The organism is Nocardia noduli (assembly GCF_019038455.1).
GTDB classification, from domain to species: domain Bacteria; phylum Actinomycetota; class Actinomycetes; order Mycobacteriales; family Mycobacteriaceae; genus Nocardia; species Nocardia noduli.
This window is the reverse complement of record NZ_JAFMPL010000094.1, coordinates 1-19,242: the sequence shown is the minus strand read 5'-3', so window position 1 is coordinate 19,242 and position 19,242 is coordinate 1. Positions and strand designations below refer to the sequence as shown.

General features: G+C 60.5%; 15 protein-coding genes. 8 read left to right on the top strand and 7 right to left on the bottom strand.

Annotated elements, in window-relative coordinates:
* Positions 1-820: 820 nt before the first annotated feature.
* The 4 genes from JZ792_RS32435 to JZ792_RS32420 form a co-directional block, all read right to left on the bottom strand.
* Complete coding sequence (locus tag JZ792_RS32435) at positions 821-1,474, bottom strand: hypothetical protein (protein WP_216916703.1); 654 nt, start codon at positions 1,472-1,474, stop codon at positions 821-823.
* Positions 1,475-1,803: 329 nt separating this feature from the next.
* Entirely contained in the window at positions 1,804-2,049 is a 246-nt protein-coding gene (locus JZ792_RS32430) for a CHAT domain-containing protein (protein ID WP_308165543.1), read from the bottom strand.
* Positions 2,050-2,115: 66 nt separating this feature from the next.
* Positions 2,116-5,613 carry a DEAD/DEAH box helicase gene (locus JZ792_RS32425; protein WP_216916701.1) on the bottom strand — a complete coding sequence of 1,166 codons (3,498 nt, stop codon included), beginning with the start codon at positions 5,611-5,613 and terminating at the stop codon, positions 2,116-2,118.
* Positions 5,598-6,557, bottom strand: coding sequence for a hypothetical protein (locus JZ792_RS32420; RefSeq protein WP_308165542.1), 960 nt, complete (start codon positions 6,555-6,557; stop codon positions 5,598-5,600). Before JZ792_RS32420 ends, JZ792_RS32425 begins: the two co-directional genes overlap by 16 nt.
* Positions 6,558-7,031: 474 nt before the next feature.
* On the opposite strand from JZ792_RS32420, the gene JZ792_RS32415 reads away from it, so the two are divergent.
* The 3 genes from JZ792_RS32415 to JZ792_RS32405 all read left to right on the top strand — a co-directional run bounded on the left by JZ792_RS32415 (position 7,032) and on the right by JZ792_RS32405 (position 11,634).
* Positions 7,032-7,856: a hypothetical protein gene (locus tag JZ792_RS32415; protein ID WP_216916700.1), complete on the top strand. Its 825-nt coding sequence runs from the start codon at positions 7,032-7,034 to the stop codon at positions 7,854-7,856.
* Between the two features lie 4 nt (positions 7,857-7,860).
* Positions 7,861-9,540, top strand: a complete 1,680-nt coding sequence (locus JZ792_RS32410) for a hypothetical protein (protein ID WP_216916699.1) — start codon at positions 7,861-7,863, stop codon at positions 9,538-9,540.
* Positions 9,541-9,780: 240 nt separating this feature from the next.
* Positions 9,781-11,634 carry a C-terminal helicase domain-containing protein gene (locus tag JZ792_RS32405; RefSeq protein WP_216916698.1) on the top strand — a complete coding sequence of 618 codons (1,854 nt, stop codon included), beginning with the start codon at positions 9,781-9,783 and terminating at the stop codon, positions 11,632-11,634.
* Positions 11,635-11,741: 107 nt separating this feature from the next.
* On the opposite strand, the gene JZ792_RS32400 is transcribed toward JZ792_RS32405, so the two are convergent.
* Both JZ792_RS32400 and JZ792_RS43300 read right to left on the bottom strand, forming a co-directional pair.
* Positions 11,742-12,449 (bottom strand): creatininase family protein, encoded by a 708-nt coding sequence (locus JZ792_RS32400; protein WP_216916697.1) that lies wholly within the window; start codon positions 12,447-12,449, stop codon positions 11,742-11,744.
* Between the two features lie 126 nt (positions 12,450-12,575).
* The gene (locus JZ792_RS43300) at positions 12,576-12,773 is read right to left on the bottom strand and encodes a DUF6879 family protein (RefSeq protein WP_368858171.1); all 198 of its coding nucleotides are present in this window, start codon (positions 12,771-12,773) and stop codon (positions 12,576-12,578) included.
* A gap of 9 nt (positions 12,774-12,782) precedes the next feature.
* Here JZ792_RS43300 and JZ792_RS32395 point away from each other — a divergent pair, with 9 nt between their 5' ends.
* Positions 12,783-13,490 (top strand): 2'-5' RNA ligase family protein, encoded by a 708-nt coding sequence (locus JZ792_RS32395; RefSeq protein WP_216916696.1) that lies wholly within the window; start codon positions 12,783-12,785, stop codon positions 13,488-13,490.
* On the opposite strand, the gene JZ792_RS32390 is transcribed toward JZ792_RS32395, so the two are convergent.
* A complete protein-coding gene (locus JZ792_RS32390) occupies positions 13,487-14,743 on the bottom strand; it encodes a helix-turn-helix domain-containing protein (RefSeq protein WP_216916695.1) in 1,257 nt (418 codons plus the stop codon). The two genes, JZ792_RS32395 and JZ792_RS32390, sit on opposite strands and share 4 nt — an antisense overlap.
* 180 nt (positions 14,744-14,923) lie before the next feature.
* On the opposite strand from JZ792_RS32390, the gene JZ792_RS32385 reads away from it, so the two are divergent.
* The 4 genes from JZ792_RS32385 (at position 14,924) to galE (ending at position 19,153) form a co-directional block, all read left to right on the top strand.
* On the top strand, positions 14,924-15,508 hold the full coding sequence (locus JZ792_RS32385; RefSeq protein ID WP_216916694.1) for a hypothetical protein: 585 nt from the start codon (positions 14,924-14,926) through the stop codon (positions 15,506-15,508).
* 204 nt (positions 15,509-15,712) lie between these two features.
* Positions 15,713-17,068, top strand: a complete 1,356-nt coding sequence (locus tag JZ792_RS32380) for a phosphomethylpyrimidine synthase ThiC (RefSeq protein WP_216916693.1) — start codon at positions 15,713-15,715, stop codon at positions 17,066-17,068.
* Between the two features lies 1 nt (position 17,069).
* Complete coding sequence (locus JZ792_RS32375; RefSeq protein ID WP_216916692.1) at positions 17,070-18,101, top strand: nucleotidyltransferase family protein; 1,032 nt, start codon at positions 17,070-17,072, stop codon at positions 18,099-18,101.
* Positions 18,098-19,153, top strand: coding sequence for a UDP-glucose 4-epimerase GalE (gene galE, locus JZ792_RS32370; RefSeq protein ID WP_216916691.1), 1,056 nt, complete (start codon positions 18,098-18,100; stop codon positions 19,151-19,153). The genes JZ792_RS32375 and galE overlap by 4 nt, the downstream gene beginning before the upstream one ends.
* Positions 19,154-19,242: the final 89 nt, after the last annotated feature.

The window sequence follows — 19,242 nt, the reverse complement described above, 5'->3', positions numbered from 1 at the left end:
GACGGCAGATGCCGCGCGGCCGATCACGCCTCGGTCGCGGTCCGCAGGCCACGGCACCGACCCGAGCAGAGTGCAGCGCTCCCAATTACTCGACTGCCTCAATATTCGAGATCCATTCGTGTCGGCGAGTGCGGAGGCGAACTATCGTGCGCAACCCGTCACGTGCTCATCACGAACACTTCGCCGACCAGTTTCCGCCAGCGAGCGAGGACGAGGTCGACATGCTGCAAGTGGCCGCCGCCGAGCCTCCGAAATAGAGTAGACCCGCCTGCCAGCTCGAATGCACCGCCGAGGACGACGGCATCTTTATTGATCTTCCCCGAGTTGAGTGACCGTGTACGCGACGATTTCGACTTCGGCATCGAAGCAGCGGATCCGATAAGAACGCCCGCTGCCGGTCAGCGCTGCTCCTTCACCAAAAGACAGGCATCGACTGTTGTCCGAGTTTCACTCGCCCCACGTTGTGGACGAACGCAACTCGGAAAGCCCCCGTCGATTGGTCAGGTCAGTCGCCCGATCCAGAACGACCAAGGTGGCGTAGGCGCGCGACCTCTGCTGGCGAGTGGGAGCGCACGCCCGCCGACTCGAGCGCTGTCGCGGCCTCGATCAGAAGATCCGACGGAGCCCTGGCAGCACTTTGAACCGCAATGTTTTCGGCGACCATAAGGTGCTCAACCGTCTTGTCCTCGTCCAAGGTGTCTCCGACGCAGATCAGGGCAGTACAGGCGAGTAGTAGCGCGGCACGTCTTGGGTCATCAGGTGCGACTTGCGTGACTCCCTACATCGCGTGATAGTGACGCAAAGCTCTGTACGACTGGACTCAATTCGTACGTGGACACGTCGCTACCGAGCGGATATACATCACGGTATCGAGGCGAATTCGGACAGTCCCCGCAGCAGTGGCGAGTACCGCTGTTCCCGGCCCGGACTCCTTCACGGTGCCGCACCACGACGCGCCAGCGCTGTCGGTGACCGACAGCTGCGGTCCTTCCCGAGGGGGACCGAACCAAGTGATGGCGACCGCCGTGGCGAGCGCGGCCACCGCCCCTGTCGCGGCCAGTATCCCTTGGCGCAGGGCGGCAAGGGATGCCAGAGCGAGGTCGTGTCTGGTCGTCGGTGTGCGGGTTCGGCCGTCGAAACGCGGGCCCGGCAACAGGGGGACTGCCTTCGGCCTGCCGTAGGCGGCGCCGAGGATGCGGTACGCCGCGAATCCGCCGATGATCAGCGTCGCCGCCAGGAGCGCGGCGACGGCGATCGCCCAGCGCTGGTCGAGGCGGTCCAGGTCGGTGCGGCCGCGGATCAAGCTGAAACCGATCACCGCCACGAGCAGTCCGGCGATGCCCTTTCGCCAGTTGTCCGCCATCGCGCGGACGGTGTCCAGTTCGGCGATAACCGACTGGTATACGTTCTGCGCATCCTGTCGGTTCTGCGGGGTCGCCCCGTAGCTGGCGACAAGTCGTGGCGGAGTTGTCACGTTCGGTCCTCCAGCGCCAGGTTCCAGTATGCGCCGCAACCGAATCCGTCCGGCTCGCGTCCTTCGTGCTCGCCTCCGCAGGTACACAGCATCGACACGACGCGCCGCCGCCCGCGGGCTGGGGCGACCCGCGATATGTGTCGTCCACCCACGGGAATTCCATGCTGTGCCCGCAGCGCGGGCAACTGCCGAACAGCACGAAACCGCCAGTGGTCGTTCGGGGCTCGAACAGTGTCACCGCCCGATCCGAGAACGCGTCGTCGGTGCGTTCGTGATACCGGAGGGGAGTGGGTTGGTCCATGGTGTGTATCTCCATCGGAATCGGTGGGTTACGGCCCCATGTGCACGAAAGGCGCCCACAACCGGGGATGTGCGGGGTGGTCGGCGCGCAGCTGGCGTACCTGTGCGTGCAGTGCGTGCGGTGCGAGATCGGCATCGAGTTCGCCGCCGACGCAGATCGGTGTGTAGAGCGCGTCGAACAATCGCCGGGTCACGTCCTCGCGGACCGACCAGAGCGTGCCCAGCACATGTCGAATGCCTACGCGACAAAAGATCCGACGCGCAGCGACTGACACGAATCACCCGCACGGTTCAACTTGGCCTACCTGTGACGAGAAGCGATTAGCTATCTAATGCACCGATCAATCTTCACTTAGCGGCAGAGAGATCAGCAACGTCGAGCCATCGTCGTCAAGTTTTATGTCGAAGCTTAGACCGGTGTCCAGGATCGCCTGGACATCGGTGTGATCCTGAGAAGAAATATCAGCGACTTGCTCAATCCCAGAAAAGACAGCCAGCGGCCTCGGCTCAGGCTCATCCAACGCGGGAGAGATAGACAGACGAGCACCGTTATTTAACGCATCCTTAACGACATTTGGCAACTCGATCGCGACCTGCCCAGTTTCCAGAAGAACTTTTAGCAGACTCCTTCTACGAATACGTGTAAACTCCAAAATATCCAGAATTTCAGACGACGAAGCACCATAGTTTTGCCGCCACTCCGATATGGTCATTTGAGCTAGGAAGTAACGAATATCCTCGTATGCAGGTTCAATTTCTAAAGGAATCGACCATCCGATGGCATGAGCAAGGCGACGGGAGCGAACCCCGTACGTCATAAGCAGAAGCTCGACTGTTGTGTTAATGCCATATCGTATAAAGCCGCTAAGTTCCGGACATAGCAGCAACTGGCACTCAGCGTCCACTAAACGGAGGTTGACCAGCTCGACTACAGCGCCGATGGTCCACGACAGATAGTGCTGAAAATGTCCAGTGACCGCATCAACCATCTGCTCGATCCGCCACGAAGGATCGGGCGCACCGGCCAGATAGTCTTCTGCCAGATCCGGCAGAGACCGACCCGAGATCCAATCATCCAAAAGGGAGGTAAGATCTACCGGGAGGTCAGCGCCCTTCACAGTGGCCCGGAAGCGCCATTCTGACGCTTCCGATAGCGCTAATAGCTCACCGAACATATACGAAAAGGAACGTATCGCGACGGAAGGGTTTCGAAAATCTATGCCATCCTCGACCGCGCCAGCCTGTATCGTATTCGAAATCCGCTCGGCTAGACTGTCGATAATGCGCGCCGATTTTATGGTCGTACCAGTTCTCGACCATCGACGCCGGGAACCAGTCTCACTGGCGAGGTATCGCCGATGGACTACATACCCGATTTTTTTGTACGCATCGAAAGCCGACTGCGAATTTTCGGCAGCAAGAGTTGATGCCACGATTCCATCTATATTCACTGATCGGGGATCTTCACCACGCCCCTCACCGATCGATATTACCAGCCAAACAAAGCTTATAAAATCGCTTACCTCATCGACCGCTTCGAAGATGGCATCCTCGCTCGCTCGGCATTCTTCTTCCAAGCGAGCGACAGCTTCGAGGGCGCTATCCCTCACTAGAGATGAAGTAACAGCGAGGGTTTCTGCGTCAGGGTTAAGATCTGAAAAATCCGAGTCGCTGGGCTCCGCTGCACGCACTAGAACGATCCACCCCTCGGTTTCTCGACCCGCGCGCCCGGCCCGACCCATTGCATTCACCAGGCGAGCACCACTCAGCCGACTATCCTCACTCTGTCCCGGATAAGGCTGATCGTAGATGACAACGGTGCGGACTGGAAGATTCACTCCGTCCGTTAGCGTAGAGGTACAGGTCAGATAGGCCACTAAGTCACAGCGGACGGCCTCTTCTAGCTCCTCGAGCACCTCTATGGGAAGACCCGCATGATGAAAACCTACACCTCGCCGAAGGGTATGAACCAAAGGATGGTTGTCCCCGATCTGCTGTCGCACGAAATCAACTAGCGGTGCCATTTCCGGCCTGTCATCTAACTCATCAGCCAGGGCAATCGCCAATTGCTGGGCTTGCTTGCGTGTGCCCGCAACTACTAACACCGAGCCCGCGTGACCTAGCCGAGTTATCATTTGACTTGCAATTACGTAGTTTTTCGTCGATTTCGCCGAGTCTTTTTCCAAGTCACGCGCATACGCGTATCCGTTCTTTGATTTTCTGACAAGTTTCCAGTCGGTGTTATTTGCATATAATTTGACGGTGCGACCATTCGCCATACGAATTCTAATCAGACCCGTCAAGTCGGTCGTGTGACGAAATGGCCAGGTGCGTCCGGCGTTACCGATTATTTGGGTAGTATTCCATTGGGCGTCTGTCGTATAGACAGCGTGCAGCCGTCGCGGTCCGCGCCATTCAGATCTGTGCAGCAGCGCGTTCCCGCCTGGACTTAGCCAATGAGCGATCTCGCCAGCATTTCCCATTGCCGCAGAGATCAGGACGATTTTGTGGTCCGTCTCATTGGTCAACTTGTTGAGGAGAGATATGACAGACTCCAGGGCGAACCCGCGGCCCGGATCTTTGATTGATTGCGCCTCGTCGAAAATGAACATGCCAAATCGCTCAAGAACACCGTCTACGTCGTGCCGAATTAGATGACCAAGCCTCTCTGGAGTCATTACCTCCACATCAGCCGGGGGAGATGACTGCAACCCAAAAAGGATGTCCTCGAAGCTGAACGGAAAGTCTGGCTGATCGCTATCAGATTCTTTCTGCAAAATCCTGATGCGGTTGGACATCGCTCGCCGCACTTCGCGACCAAGACTTCGAGTTGGCACAATGTAGCAAACCGATCGATCCGTACGGGACAGGTGATCGACGGCAATCAATTGGGCGACAAGCGTTTTTCCGCCGCTCGTCGGCACAGACAACACCATTCGGCGGATGCTTGGATCAAATGGAGATCTAGTACCGTTCAGCAATTCACGCTGAGGTTCCCACAGAGTGAGTACCGGCGGAGTTCCCACCGTGAACGCTTCCCGGACCAACGTTGGTACAGATGGTGGAAGAACGTCAGGTCCCCACAATGAACCACGCGCCGCTTCGTCAGAGAACCGCAGCAAGTGGGAGGCCACCCACCGGGCGTTTAGGTCACCCGGACCAGCCTCTCCCATAGCCACAGAGCGCAGTCTTTGCCTACCTCGCCGCAGCCGACTTGGGTAGCCGCGAGCGAAGTAATAAAGCAAGTCTTCGACACCGATAATTAGCATCTGAGTCGGTCCAAACACGGTACCAGTCAGATCAGTCACTTCAAGCGGTCGACGAATCTCTTCCATCTGAATTCGCCAACGAGCCAGCCAACGGAATAGCGTCTTTGTCTCGAAGCCAAGAAAGGCAAGTCCAACTTCTAGAGAAAGAGTCTCCAAATGACCAGTTGGATCGATATCAATATGGATATCAGCGCGCAACCTCGATAGGATGGCAGTTGCATTCGGGTCCAGTCCCCCACGACGGTAACCGATCGCAGCCGCGAATCCAAAAGAAAGCCTTTGTTCGGCAGGCCAAGCATCTATATTCAGCGCCAGATCGAAAATATGCGCACTAACCTGAAAAGCTTGACGCTGACGGAACAGACTATACCTCTCGCGCGCCTCATTAACCGAAGCTACACCGTGCAGATACCATGCTGCGGCCAGCAGTTGCGAATCGATCTCTACGCGCCGAAGTATAAGTTGAGCTTCAACCTGCGCAAGCAATTCCTGCAATTCGTCAGGCGTTGGGAGACCTGACCGTTCGCCGAGTGCGCCAGCGAGCAATTCGATACTTAAAGCCCGCTCCACACGATCTCCTTCACCCTTTCGGCAAATCCCGGAAAGTCAGGAATGGCAACTACAATCCCTTCAGTCTGGGTCGCCTTCGTAAACTCAGGAAATCTTTTCCTAAGGGTGCCAAAAGATTTATGGCTCCCGGGCGCGTGATGGTCCGAAGTGCCTATAGCAACGCCGATCCCGCTACGCTCACTCCGGTCGTACCATAATTCGATCATATTGTCGTACAAGTCCGCTATTTCAGGATCTGTTGCTGACAGTGTCGCCGGACCGACTAGTTTCGCTAGGTACTGATGCCCCCGGTCGGCTAACTGACTACTTGCTCGACCTATAGTTGCAGATACATTATTTGTCGAATCATGCTTTTTAATCTCCCACAGCCTAAAAACCAGGGAATCGTCACAATCCTTGTACACAACAAGACCATCACCGCCGGGTTCCAGGGCATCAATTTTTACCGGGTGAGCTTGAACTAGACTCCGACCGTCTCGACAAACTTTCCGTTCCTCGATAAGCCGTCCCCAGAATAGCTCCGCTATGTGCCCCTGGATATGGTCAGTATTCTTTTCGGATGCGGGGAGCCCGAACGCGATCGAGACAATGGCCTCAAGGGACTTGAGTTTGCTGCCAGTCTGGCTGGGACCGCCGGCACGTCGCGACCGCCACCAGTCGAGCGCTGGCGCAGAACCACAAGCAAGAAGCATCGAGTCCTCGGCGAGAAGTTGTGCGGCAATCTCACGATCGTTGCCGAGAAGGCGGGCACCGCCGACGACGTACTCGACGGGAGACTTTGCGACGCTGTCAATCAAAGCCAGCAACGGCGTCAACGATCCTGCTGTAGTAGTCGTTTGCTCCTCCGTTCCCGTTTGCGATGACCAAGGTATCTCAGGACAGCCGAACATTTCACCACACTCTCTCAAGATCCCCGGACACCGGGGTTTCTTGACTGGCTTCACCGAGGCAACTTGCAGCTCGCCGTCGCGCCTTCGCGACCTGCGGAACGCTCAGCGCAACCCTGAAGATCCCCGACTCATCGCGCGGGACCTCAAGCATCGACTTGCAAAGTGCAGAGAAGTTCAGCCAAGGCCAAGGGCCAGCCCCTAGATACATGGCGTGCAACACATTTGGGTCCGCGACCCTACATCCACGCGGTGGGATTTTCGGCCGAGGAAAGCGGTCGGATCGCCCGCGACACCTCGGTGACGATGGGCGGGCGCCGCCATCCGATCTACCCGCTGCACGCGGCCGGGATGAGCCGCGCGATGAGTCAGGGCTACCTGTACGGACTATTCGGCGTGTGGTGGCCGAAAAGTTGCTGTAGGCAGTGCTTTCTCTTCGCTTTGATGTCGTGTCTCGATAGGGAGCCAGACGGTCGGTGACCATCGATAACTGTGTTGCACCCAGACCCGTCTCGAATGTATGTACGAGACGTGGAGTTGATCTTGGGCACCTACATCGGGATCGTCCCGGACGGCATCGAGGCGCTCGGCGTGCAGGATCTGGACTGGGCCGGTGATTCCACCATCCTGCTCGGCTATCTCAAGGGCCGCACCACCACCGAGAGCGTGACCCTCAACCGCAGGTCCGTGCGGCTGCTCGAACAGTGGCTCGAGCACTCGACGCTCACCCGCGACCTGGCCCCGCCGGACACACGAGCGAAGCTGTGGACCCGCTACTCGCCCCGCTACAACCGAGTCACCGCCGAGGGGTTCACCTTCAATCAGCTCTCCCGGTGGGTGCAATGCCGTCACCCGGCCGCGCACGAGGCCGGTCTGTCGTTGCTGGCCGATGACGGCGCGCCGTTGCGGATCGACCGGCGCCGTATCCGCACCACGTTTCTGTCGCTGCGGGACCGCAAGTCCTGGTTCGGCAGCCGCCGCTCGGCCGTGGACCCCAACCACACACCCGGGGTCGAGGGCGACAACTATCTCACCGCGACCACACCCGCGCAGCGCGACGCGGTCGAGACGATCGTCGAGAACAGCCAAGCAGACCTCCTACGTAAGGCCGCGCCGCCGATCGTGCTGAGCACCGAGTCGACCGCGGAATTCGCCGACCAGTTCCCCGACGTGATCCGGGCGGCGGGCCTGACCGATGCGACGATCGACGAGTTGGTCGATACCGCGAACCGGGACGTGTTCGTCGCGGCGTGCGCGGATCCGTTGTCCGGCCTGCACGGGCCGGTCGGGAAACCGTGCCCTGCGCGGCCGTGCGCTATTTCGATAGCCGGCCATAGCCGAAGTGTGGCACCGTAGACAGGTGCGCCGAACTGAACCTGAGCTACAGCAGCGTCTTGTTGACGGGCTTGCGAAGCAACAAAAGAATCGAACGAGGCTCGCGCCGATCTTAGATCCGTTCGAGTATGTCGCCTCAGCAAATTATGTGGTACCGATGCTTTTCGATCGAGGGATCGCGGCTGGCAATGAGATAGTGGATCACGTACCTCGCTACAGTTCCCTCGATCATTCGTTAAACTGGCAAATTCTGGTGTCTTGCATAAAGCGATTTGACAAATTCTCGGTTCCATATTTCGAGCACGCAATTTTTCCCGACCCCTTCGCGGAAGAGCTTTTCTCGTATGAGCGGCGAGAATATGTCGATTCGCATGTAATTGCGTCTTTCAGTGAGGGTATTTGGTCTCTACTTTCAGACGAGAATGGCTATAGGATTGTTTTGTCGCCGCCAGCACGCCGCTCGGCGCTACATCTAGTAGGCGCCATCGCGGAGAGGTCACGCTATCCGATAGGAGTCGCCAGCTTGCTGGAATCAGTAACTAAGGGAGGCGACTCTCTCTCTGATTATGCGCTGTCTGCTGGGATGTTTAGCCTCAGAGTGTTCAGCGAGAGCGCTAGTCATAGCTGGCAGACTCTCGCCACCGAGGCGGAGATAAATTTCGAAATGATCCCCGCCTTCAGGGCATGGATTATCGACACGGCGATGCATCAGTATCAACGCTGGTACACCAAGGACGATTTGTTTGAATCATGGACTTCCTTTGCCATGGCGAAAGAAATCTCCCCAGGAGAGGTAGATCATTTTTACTCATTAACAGATTTGCATACGGTAACACCAGAGGAAGCGATCGAGTGGGGAGTGCAGGCACCATTTTTGCGTTGTGGCGAGTTTTTGGCACTGTGGCCCTTCGCATTTCATGTGCTTCACCCCGACCTCGGGTTCCTCAGCCTTTTGGTGCGCCGCCACTCTCGTGCGTGGGATCGAACAGTCGGCAGCACCCTCGCGTTCGCTGCGGATTGGTTCGGCTCCCAGATTCGAAGCGGCAGAGTTTCCTGGGTAGCACGTCGTCGACACCGGGGAATCGGAGAGGCAGATCTAGTCCTGCTGGATCGAGAATCAGGCGGCGTAGTTGTGCTTGAACTGAAAACAACGTACGACAAATTTAGAACAAACATACAGTCACGTAATTTTATCCACCAGAGAGTGAATTTCCCTAAGGCAATACGTCAGTGCCAGACCGTCGCTGCCGCCATTGCTGACGGCTCGTGGCCACTTCGTGAGCTGTTCGGAAAAGAGGCCCCGGCGAGACCTACATCAGTGACCGGGTGCGTACTCACGTGGTGGGATATCTATAACCCCACTCTGGGATCCGAAGATGCCGTGTTAAGTTGCAATTATGACTCATTCCTGCATCTCTTAGAGGCCGCAGATGGCGACTTAGTTGCCACTATGAGGTCAATACGGGAGCTTTCAACAATCTACTGCCCAGGCGTCCTTATCCCAAGGGTCATCCAAATTGACGAGATTGCAATCAATATTGCACACGAGACCCAGGGCGACCAACTTCCACCGCGTGAGAGCTGGGGAAAAGTTAGCCCATTGACTGCGTCTATCCTTGAGCCGCTCCCGAAATGGGAAACAAATTGGCAGCAAATTTCATCTGAAGGAACACCCCCACTTTTCGTATACAGCGATGGGGAGTGACGCTACAGCAGTGGCATACCCTACGCACATCGCGAGACATAGCGCTCCAGGTACTGAATAGACTGAACTAATTTCCGGAGTGCTATGTTGACGGTTCGCAGATGCAGTGCGGCGCGACTCCTGAAGGCGTCAGTTATTGAAGAGGATTTGTTCACTGGTAGGTGGTCTGGCTAAGTCGGCCGCCGGTTGATCCGTGTCGATCTCAGCTATGGGCTGAGCGAGATCCTGAATGATCCAGTTGTGCGTCTTCCCGCCGATTACGTCGCCCAGTTCGTACGGTTGGGCTACGCGGCGACCATCGATTCCGCGCAAGGAATAACCGCCGACTCGTGTCATGTCGCGCTCACCGGAGGCGAGTCACGCCAGCAGTTGTATGTCGCGATGACACGTGGAATCCACGCCAACCACGCCTACATCCCCACCGCGCTGAACGGTGAAGAGGGCTCGTTCTGGACCGACGCCGCCGCGTTTCCACGCACCGCGGTCGAAGGTCTGGTGCAGATTCTCGCGCGTGATGGCGCACAGAAATCGGCACACACCCAGTTGAGAGACGTCCTGGATCCGCGCGCTCGCCTCGGCCGCGCGATCGATATCTACCTCGATTCTCTCGGTGTCGCCGCCGAAAACGCTCTCGGTGCCGACGGCCTCGCACGCATCGACGCGGCTGCCGAAGCGATGCATACGCATCTGACCGACAGCCCTGCCTACCCGGTCCTGCGCCAGCATCTCGCGACGATCGCAGTCTCCGGCCGCGAGCCCGTCGCCACACTGCATGCCGCCGCAAACGCGCGCGAACTCGACACCGCCGACGATCCGGCCGCGGTGTTGGATTGGCGACTCGACTCCACCGGCATGCACTCGACCGGTACCGGTCCGCTGCCGTGGATACGAGGCATCCCCACAGGTCTCGACTCCGACCACACCCAGGTCGCAGCGCGGGCTCGAATCGTCGCCGAACTCGCCGACCAGATCAGCCTCGACGTCGAACAGTGGGCACCGGCGACCGCGGCACCATGGGCACGGGCGCTGCTCGGCATTGACACCGTACTACTCGCGGACCTCGCGGTATGGCGCGCCGGTCTGCACGTCCACGAGACCGACCCACGCCCGACCGGGCCACCCCGCTACAGCGGGCTCGAACGAGAACACCAACACCACCTCGATCGTCAGGTCGAGACCGCGCTCGGTGACATCACCCGCCCGGTCCACCAGTGGGCCGACACCATCGCCGCGATCGAACCTCGCATCCTGGCCGACCCCTACTGGCCCGTCATCGCCGACCGCATCGACATCGCCGCGTGCTCCGGAATCGACGTCGCTATGCAACTCAGCCACGCCGCTGCCCTGCGCCCACTGCCCGATGAGATGCCTGCCGCCGCTCTGTGGTCTCGCCTCGACCTCCAAGTTCCCGGGCCCGCGACCGGCATCATGCCGGAATACGGACCCTCGTCGAACGATCCGATGCCCGCCCCGACCGCCGATCGAATCGCGAAGCCAGTCACGGATGTCGAACAACAGGGCGCGCTCACCGATGCCGATAGCGCTATCGAAGCCGCCCTCGATGACCTTGACATCGAACAGCTCGTCGCCCGCCACAGCACCGCGCAAACGGCGATCCGAACAGCCTGCGACGCTGATGAACAATTCCGCGCAGCAGCCCGCGCATTGCACGCCACCCGATCCGAACTCACCACCCACCGAGAGAAACTCGACACGACACCCGCCCGCAAATTCCGTACCCGCCACGCCCTACAAACCCGCATCGATGAACTCATCACCGAACAAGTCAGCCTCGAGCGCGAGCACACCCAGTCCCGCGAACACGCACGCCGCACCCACAACAACGCCGTCGTCGACGCCGGCCCGCCCGAAAACTGGCAACGAAAAATCGACACCACCATCGACCAGGTCGAAGCCGACGCCCGCGAAACCGGGCGCCTACAGCGACATCGGCGCAACGTCACACCCGAATACCAGGACTACGCGGAAGCAATATCGCAGGCAGTCCTCGACGCCGACGGCGATACCGGCATCGACTCCGCACCCGACGAACCAGTTCCTTGGTCCTCCCCCGACGTAGACCTCGGGCTATAACTCGCCAGTGCAACGAACACACAGCCCGCAGTCAGGATCGTTCCGCCGCACAAATCCGCCCGCCGAGTGGAAACCCATCGGCTCCGCCCGCCGAGCCAGGTCGACCACTAATCGAGATGGGCGGTCAGCAGCGTAAAACAGTCCTCGAATGCCTTCGTCAGAGCATCCAGCGCCGCCTTGCCTTTGACATCGGTAGCCGCCGAGGGCCGTCCGATGATTCCGCTCGCGGTATAGCCCGCCATGCCTAAAAGGTGCAGGTATGGGCGCTCCGGTGCCTCGTGGTCGGCTTGCCGGAACGATGCTCGAACCAGCGCGGGTTCGGCGTGCAGCAGGATCGAGGTCTCCAGTTCACCGCCGTGCATGTCGTCGTGGGAGTTGGTCTCCATTCCTGCGGCCTTGCGCGCCAGGTTCCAGTCGTCACGACCGGGGTAGACCACGATGTTTCGGCCGACGGTGTTGGCCTCCTGGGCGATATTGCTCAGGACATAATTACCGCCGTGGGCGTTGACCAGGACCAGAGCTGTTATTCCGGAACGGGCCAACGATCGACGGATATCGCCGATGACGGCGATCAAGGTTTCAGGACTCAGACTGACCGTTCCGGGGAATTGCTCGTGCTCATGCGAACAGGACATCGTGACCGGCGGCAGTAGCAGTACCGGGTAGCTGTCGGCCAAACGCTGCGCGATCAGGCAGGCGACAACGGTATCGGTGATGAGCGGCAGATGATCACCGTGCTGCTCGAAACTACCCACCGGCAAGACCGCGACGCGAGCATCGGCGGCAGCGACCTCGGTTGAACTGGCAGTGGTCATCCACTCCACTCGGAACTCCTACCGTGGCTGGTTCGTGCGCGTCGCGCGGTGCGCAACTGGTGAGCCCGAGTCGAATCTCCCAAAGTCGTCGTCCGAGAGCCTCGCGCGCCTGACCGATGCTATCGCTCACTGCTGAGCGTGAAGGTCCACGGCATAATTCTCGAACGGAGTTGCCAGGGCCCACAGATGTTGCCGTGCCGCTCTGTAGCGGTCCAGAATCGCGTCGTCGGTGGTGATCGCGGCCCCAGCCGGCCTGCCGTCACTGTCGACCAGATTGAATGCCAAGACCAGTCCCGGTACGGGGATCGGCGGTGAACCGTACACTCGCGACCGATGACCGCCACATCGAAGCGTCCGTTTCCCCCACTGCAACCCGCTTCCACAGCTGACGCATTCGCCATTCGTGACAACGACTGGGCCGCCTTTCGCCAGTTGGAGCGGGTCGACGATCACTGGACACTGAAGCGTTGGGCACCAGAACAATCCGGTTTCTACTGGTACCTCACCTTCGATGATCCAGCATTGGTCGACCTCGTCGGCCGATGCCAGAAGGAACTCGCCGACGACGGCATCGACCCCGTACCCCTCGATGGACTGCACCTGACAATGCTCAGCATCGGCAAGTCCGATGACCTGTCCGACGCGCAACTATCGACTATCGTCGATACCGCACGTCCTCACCTTGCCGAGATATCCCCGTTCGCTCTCGACGTCGGCCCGCTCACCGGGTCTCGCAGTGCATTGCGCTTCTCGGTCACCCCGTGGGATGGCCTCCTCGCACTGCACAGCGCCCTTCGCGACGCCACCGCAGCAGAACGTTCTGGTCCCGAACTCTCGGAAACATCGCAATTCCGCCCCCACGTCGGCATCGGATATATCAACACTCCACAGTCAGCGAGCCGACTCATCGAAGATGTGAAGGCACTGCGTGACTTCCCACCGGTAACCGCGTCGGTGAACGAGGTTCGATTGGTGCAACTGCGGCGCGAGGGCAGATGCTATCGGTGGACCGATCGAGCAGTCGTTCCCCTCGGTACCTAACTCGACGGCGCGGCGAATTCTTGTGCTGTAGCGTTCCATTCGCGCAAGGAATCAAGGTAGTCACCGGACGAGCGGGCGGAAAGCGGCCCGATAATGTCACCGAGTTCGTGGGCACGTTGCCACACCGAGCGGATCGGACGATCGCTGGACGCCGCGAGCGCTTCGACACCCAGACTTACCGCCTGTTCGACGTCATGGTGCTCACCGGCCGCCAGCGCCGCAGCCATGTCGATTCGCACCAGCGAGCGACTCCACACGGAATCGGATTCGTTGACCCGCTCCTCCACCCGGCGACCGTAGTCGAGGGTGCGGGCGTGATCGCCGACAGACAGGAAGGCGGTCGCCGCGTTCGCCATGAGGCGCGCCTCGCTGTAGGGAGCGAAATCCAACGCGGGAGTCAGCGCCACGCCGGTGTCGAATCGAGCCGCTGTGGCGGTGGCCGCGTCGATTGCGGCGGCGACGCCATCTCGGTCGCCGACCTTGCCGAGCGCTCGGGCGAGTCCGTTCGAGTACAGGCGGATGGACTGTGGTCCGCCTTGGGCCAGGTCGAGCCCCCGGTAAGCCGCACGGACGGCGGTTGCGTAATCGTGCTGGTAGTAGGCGCAGAGACTCTCGGTGCCCTTGACCCATGCCTGCAATTGGCTGTCTTCGAGAAGGTCGGCCAGCGCGAAGGCTTCGCGGCAGTACATCCGCGCGTGCCCGAACCGTCCACGATTGACCGCCATGTATCCGAGAACGCCGGATAGGCGGGCAGCAACCGAATATAGGTCTTTGAGCTGCGCGGGGTGGCGGCGCTGACCGAGCATGACCTCGATCTGTTGCCGCGCCTCGACAACCGCCGGTGCCAACCGCAGCGGTCCTTCCGATTCGTATCGCTTGATGACGTCATCGAGCGTCAGCGACAAGATGTCGAAGATATCCCTATCCGCGTCCAACTCCGCGACATTGCGCACTCTGGCGGCAATAGCCGACGAGGGCTCGAAGGATTCGGTGGTGAGGGCAGGGACCGTATTGACCATGCCGGTCAGTTCGGCCTCGAATCGGGCGCGTTCGGAATCGGTCAGGCGATGCAACGTGGTGTCCATCGCTGCGGCGTATCTTCCTGCTAACTCGATGGTTTCGCGTCGCCCTTCCCATTTGCGTACCGCTCCCACGGTGAAGCCGAGGGTATCCGCGAATTCCAGCTGAGTCAGGCGCAGCGCCGCTGTGCGGAGGGCGCGGACCTCGACGCCTGTCCACTTGGTAACGATCATCGGTGCCGCCCCCGTGTTCGACGTTCGTCTATATGACGAGCGTAGATGTTCCGTGGTAGCCACGTGGCTTCAATCGTCGACGGAGCGCGGCCAGAGTTGACGAAACGCCCACTTCGAGGCCGATCCACGAGTCTCGCCACCGGGTGACTTCATCCGATACCTCAACGAGGAGCGCCAGCCATGCAGGCGAACGCAACCGAACCTCTGCCGCTCGATCATTACAACCGCAGCGAACCGCGGACGCAAGTAAAACCTGGACCGAATCATCCCGCCTCTACCAGCGACGACGCGGGCACTGCCGAGGGTCTGCTGGACGCCCGGCAACTGTTCCTCGCCGTCGCCGGGCACTGGGAAGGCAGCTCCCCGCTGATCGGATGGGCTCGTGAATTGTCCGATCTCCACGCCACGCTGCTGACCGCGTCGGTTTCGGTGACCCGCCGCCCCCGGGATTTCGACAGTGCCGTCACGCAAGGCCAGATCCATACCCTGATCGGTCTTATCGACGAATGGGCGATTCTCCATCTCCCCCGCCCGACCGCCGCACGTCGCCACACCCACTCTCTCGGCGAAGTGATCAGCCACGTCGCCCACACCTATGCACACACGCATTCGACGCTGCGCCACAGCAGCAGCGCCGAACGCCTCCACGACGCCGCGCTGCGCCTGGCGCAGGTCCAAGAGGGCTACGCCGACCTTATCGACGAGATCCGGGCGTTGCGAATCGAGCTGCCATCGGGATATCGCGGACCGCAGGCACTTTCATGATCTCCGACCGGACGCGGGCTCGAACAATGCCACCCGCCGACCCCCCGCGCATCGAACCATTCCGAGTCGGACGCGCAAGCCTTTCGGTACGGAAGACAACAACCATCACGGCTTTCTGAAGCATCGAATCTGACTGTTAGCCAGTCAATTTGATCGACTTCGCACGAGTTCAGAGCAATCCGAAGAATGAGCTGAGGACACGACATGCCCGACACAACAGCAACCCTCGAAACCGATCCCCAGTTCGTAGCGGCCTGCGCGACGGAGAGTATCGACCCGGCAACGGCGGCTCTGGCTGTCGCCAAGGGCACGATGGTGTTTCTTCGCTCCGAGGCCAGCAGACATATGCGCGACTTTCGAGCGCTGCTCGTCGGCGCCGGCACCCGCCGGAAAGTTACCGGCCTGATCGGGCTGGGCCCGCGAGACACCGATCGCCAGGCCATCACCGAGTCGATGTCGGTGATCCTGGCCGCAGGCCCTGACGCGGTCATGGATCTGACCACCAATCCCGAGGGCGTCGCTCTGCGAGCCGATTTGAAGGATATCGTCGGAGTTCCGTTGGGCGCGTGCCTGACCTATGACCTGTTCGCCGACCACCGCAAGAAGCTGAGCCGCGCCCAGTTTCTAGAGGGATTCGAGCGCGGTCTCGCGCCCGGGGTGGATTTCGTACTCGTCCACGCGGGTATCAACCCGGTTCTGGCCGAGCTGAGCGCGAAGTCGGAGCGAATTATGCCCACGACCTCGCGTGGGGGTGGGCTGATCGCCCGCTACATGCGTAAACATCGGTGCGACAATCCGCTGATCGACTACTTCGACGGGATACTCGACATCTGCCGCCAATACGGTGTCGTCCTGGACCTCGGCGATATCTTCCGGCCCGGCGCCACCGCCGACGCAGGCGATGACATGAAGTGGCGCGAGATCGAACTGCTGGCCGAGCTCCGCAGAATCGGACTGGCCGCCGGAGTACAGATCCTTTGCGAGGCCGGTGGGCATATGCCGCTGAACTTGATCGGCGAACTGATCCCGGCCTACAAGCAGGCCCTCGGCGGCGCACCGCTGTGGCTGGCCGGACCGATGGTCGTCGACAACGCCGTCACCCTCGACAGCATCGTCAACACCCTCGGCGTCGCCGCCGCTGGTCAGCACGGCGGAGACATGTTCGCATCCATCACCCAGGTCGAGCACTACGCCATGCCCACCGCCACCGACACCGCCGAAGCCATCCGCAACGTCCGTGTCGCCATCACCGCCCTCGACATCGCCCGTGAATTTCCCGCCGAACTGGCACGACAGCGCGCACTGAGCGTCGCTCGGCGAGCCAACGCCTGGGACATCCAGCAAACCCACGCTCTTTACCCCGACCTGGCGGGCAACGTCTTCATCCACCACGGACTCCGAGAAGGCGCACCCTGCACGATCTGCGGAGCCCTGTGTCCTCACATCACCGCCAAGAAAGACCACGAGGAGATACCCGTCCCGGCCACAACACCCGGTCTCGTGGCACTGCCCACCCCGACCATCGCGCACACCACATCCGTCGACGACGCCGAGGGGTGACGTGGACACCACAGCCCTCGCCGAACGCCTCACCCACCGCCTCGACCACTCCGACGAAGTCACCGACGCGTCCCAGCGCGTCGCCTCTGCACTACTCGACCTCGGACAGCAGATACCGCCCGACGATTGGCTGATCGTCGGTGGCTCACTAGCCCGCGGTGAACCGACATTCTTGGTCACGGCAGACGGGAACTGTCAGCTCGCCAGCGACGTCGATTTCCTCTACGTGCACTACGGCGATGCACCATCGACCTCGATCCCCGCCTTACAGCGGGAAGCCGAAACTCATTTCACCGCAGTTGATCTCATGACAATGTCGCTCGGGGACTACCGAACCGTTCAGACCTCGCTCGGATTCGACGTCAAGAATCTCGGCCTGGCCGTCACCGAGCACGGACTGCCCGACCATGAGCCGGTGACACTCGATACCCGCGACGCCTACGAGATTCTGCTGTACTACACCCAGGCATACTTCTGGCTCGACATCCACGAGCAGTGGCGCACCGGCAACACCTCACCGCATTTCCACCTCACGGTGAACCGACTGTGTATGAAGGTGCTACGTGCGACCGCGATGCTCGACGGTGCCTATGCCCACCACGATTTCGCCCCCATGGCACCGCATCTGGCCGAACAGATGCGCGCCGAACTCACCTGGCGCCGCCACCCCACAGCTCCACCCGCCGATCCCGGGCGATTCTGGACCTACCTCGCGAGCGCCTTCACCCGCTTCGACCACGAATTCGGCAGACAACGACCCGACGCGGTCAACCACACCCGCTACGCCACCACCAGCAGCGGCCGCATCGTCGCCCGCCACCACCGCGCAGTCCACGAACTCGCACGCGCCATGACCCGGGCCTGGCTGGCGACGCCGGACCCGAACGCGTTGACTACCGTGAAGCGGCACACCTGGCAACGCATCACAGGCTGGACCGGCAGCGCCACGCGCCCCAGCCCCGAAGACTACTTCCGTGCCTACCGCCACAACATCCACGACCACCTACTCGCGATGAAAGTGCAGGTCAGATGAAATTCCTGGTCACCGGAGGAGCGGGTTTCGTCGGCGCCACCGTCACCAGACTCCTCCTCGACGCCGGACACGAAGTCGTCGTGGTCGATGATCTGTCCCGCAACAACGACCACCAAATCCCCGGGACAGCGACCTTCATCCGATCCCGCGTCCATGACATCGCCGATATCCTCACCCCAGACGCCGGATTCGAGGCCGTTCTGCACTTCGCCGGGCTCATCGCCGCAGGCGAGTCAATGCAGCACCCGGAATGGCACTGGGACAACAACACTCGCGCCTCCCTGGCCCTGCTCGATGCCATGCAGAACGCCGGGGTGCGCAAGCTCGTGTTCTCCTCCACCGCGGCGGTCTACGGCGAACCCACCGAACTGCCGCTGGTCGAAACGTCACCGACGAACCCGGTCAACACCTACGGCGATACCAAACTCGCCGTCGACCATGCTATCGCCACCTACACCCGCGCTCACGAACTCGGTGCGATCTCCCTGCGCTACTTCAACGTCGCCGGTGCCCACGATTGCGGCGATGGAACCATGATCGGCGAACGCCACAACCCCGAAACCCACCTGATCCCACTGGCATTGGACGCCGCACTCGGACGCACCGAGAAATTCTCACTGTTCGGCGACGACTACCCCACCAGCGACGGCACCTGCGTACGCGACTACATCCACATCACCGACCTTGCCCGCGCTCACCTGCTCGCCCTCGACACCATCCACCCCGGCGAACACCAGATCTACAACCTCGGCAATGGCATCGGATTCACCAACCTCCAAGTGATTCAAGCGATCCGAGACATCACCGGCGTCCCCTTCGACATCGAGATCGCCCCCCGACGTCCAGGCGACCCCGCAACCCTCTACGCATCCTCCGAACGCGCCCACCGCGAACTCGGCTGGACACCCCAAATATCCGACATCCACGACATCGTCCGTGACGCGTGGCGATTCCACCAACAACCGGAGACAACGGATTCATCGGCACTGCCGACAAGACAAAGCCACGTTCACTGTGGGCCGTCCCCTATAGATGAGACCGATCGGTATTAGAGTCCTTGTTTGGCCTGGTGAGGGCCGAGAAGGGACACTGAGGACCATGGCAGGACGCAAGCGGCATTCCGCGGAGGACATCGTGCGGA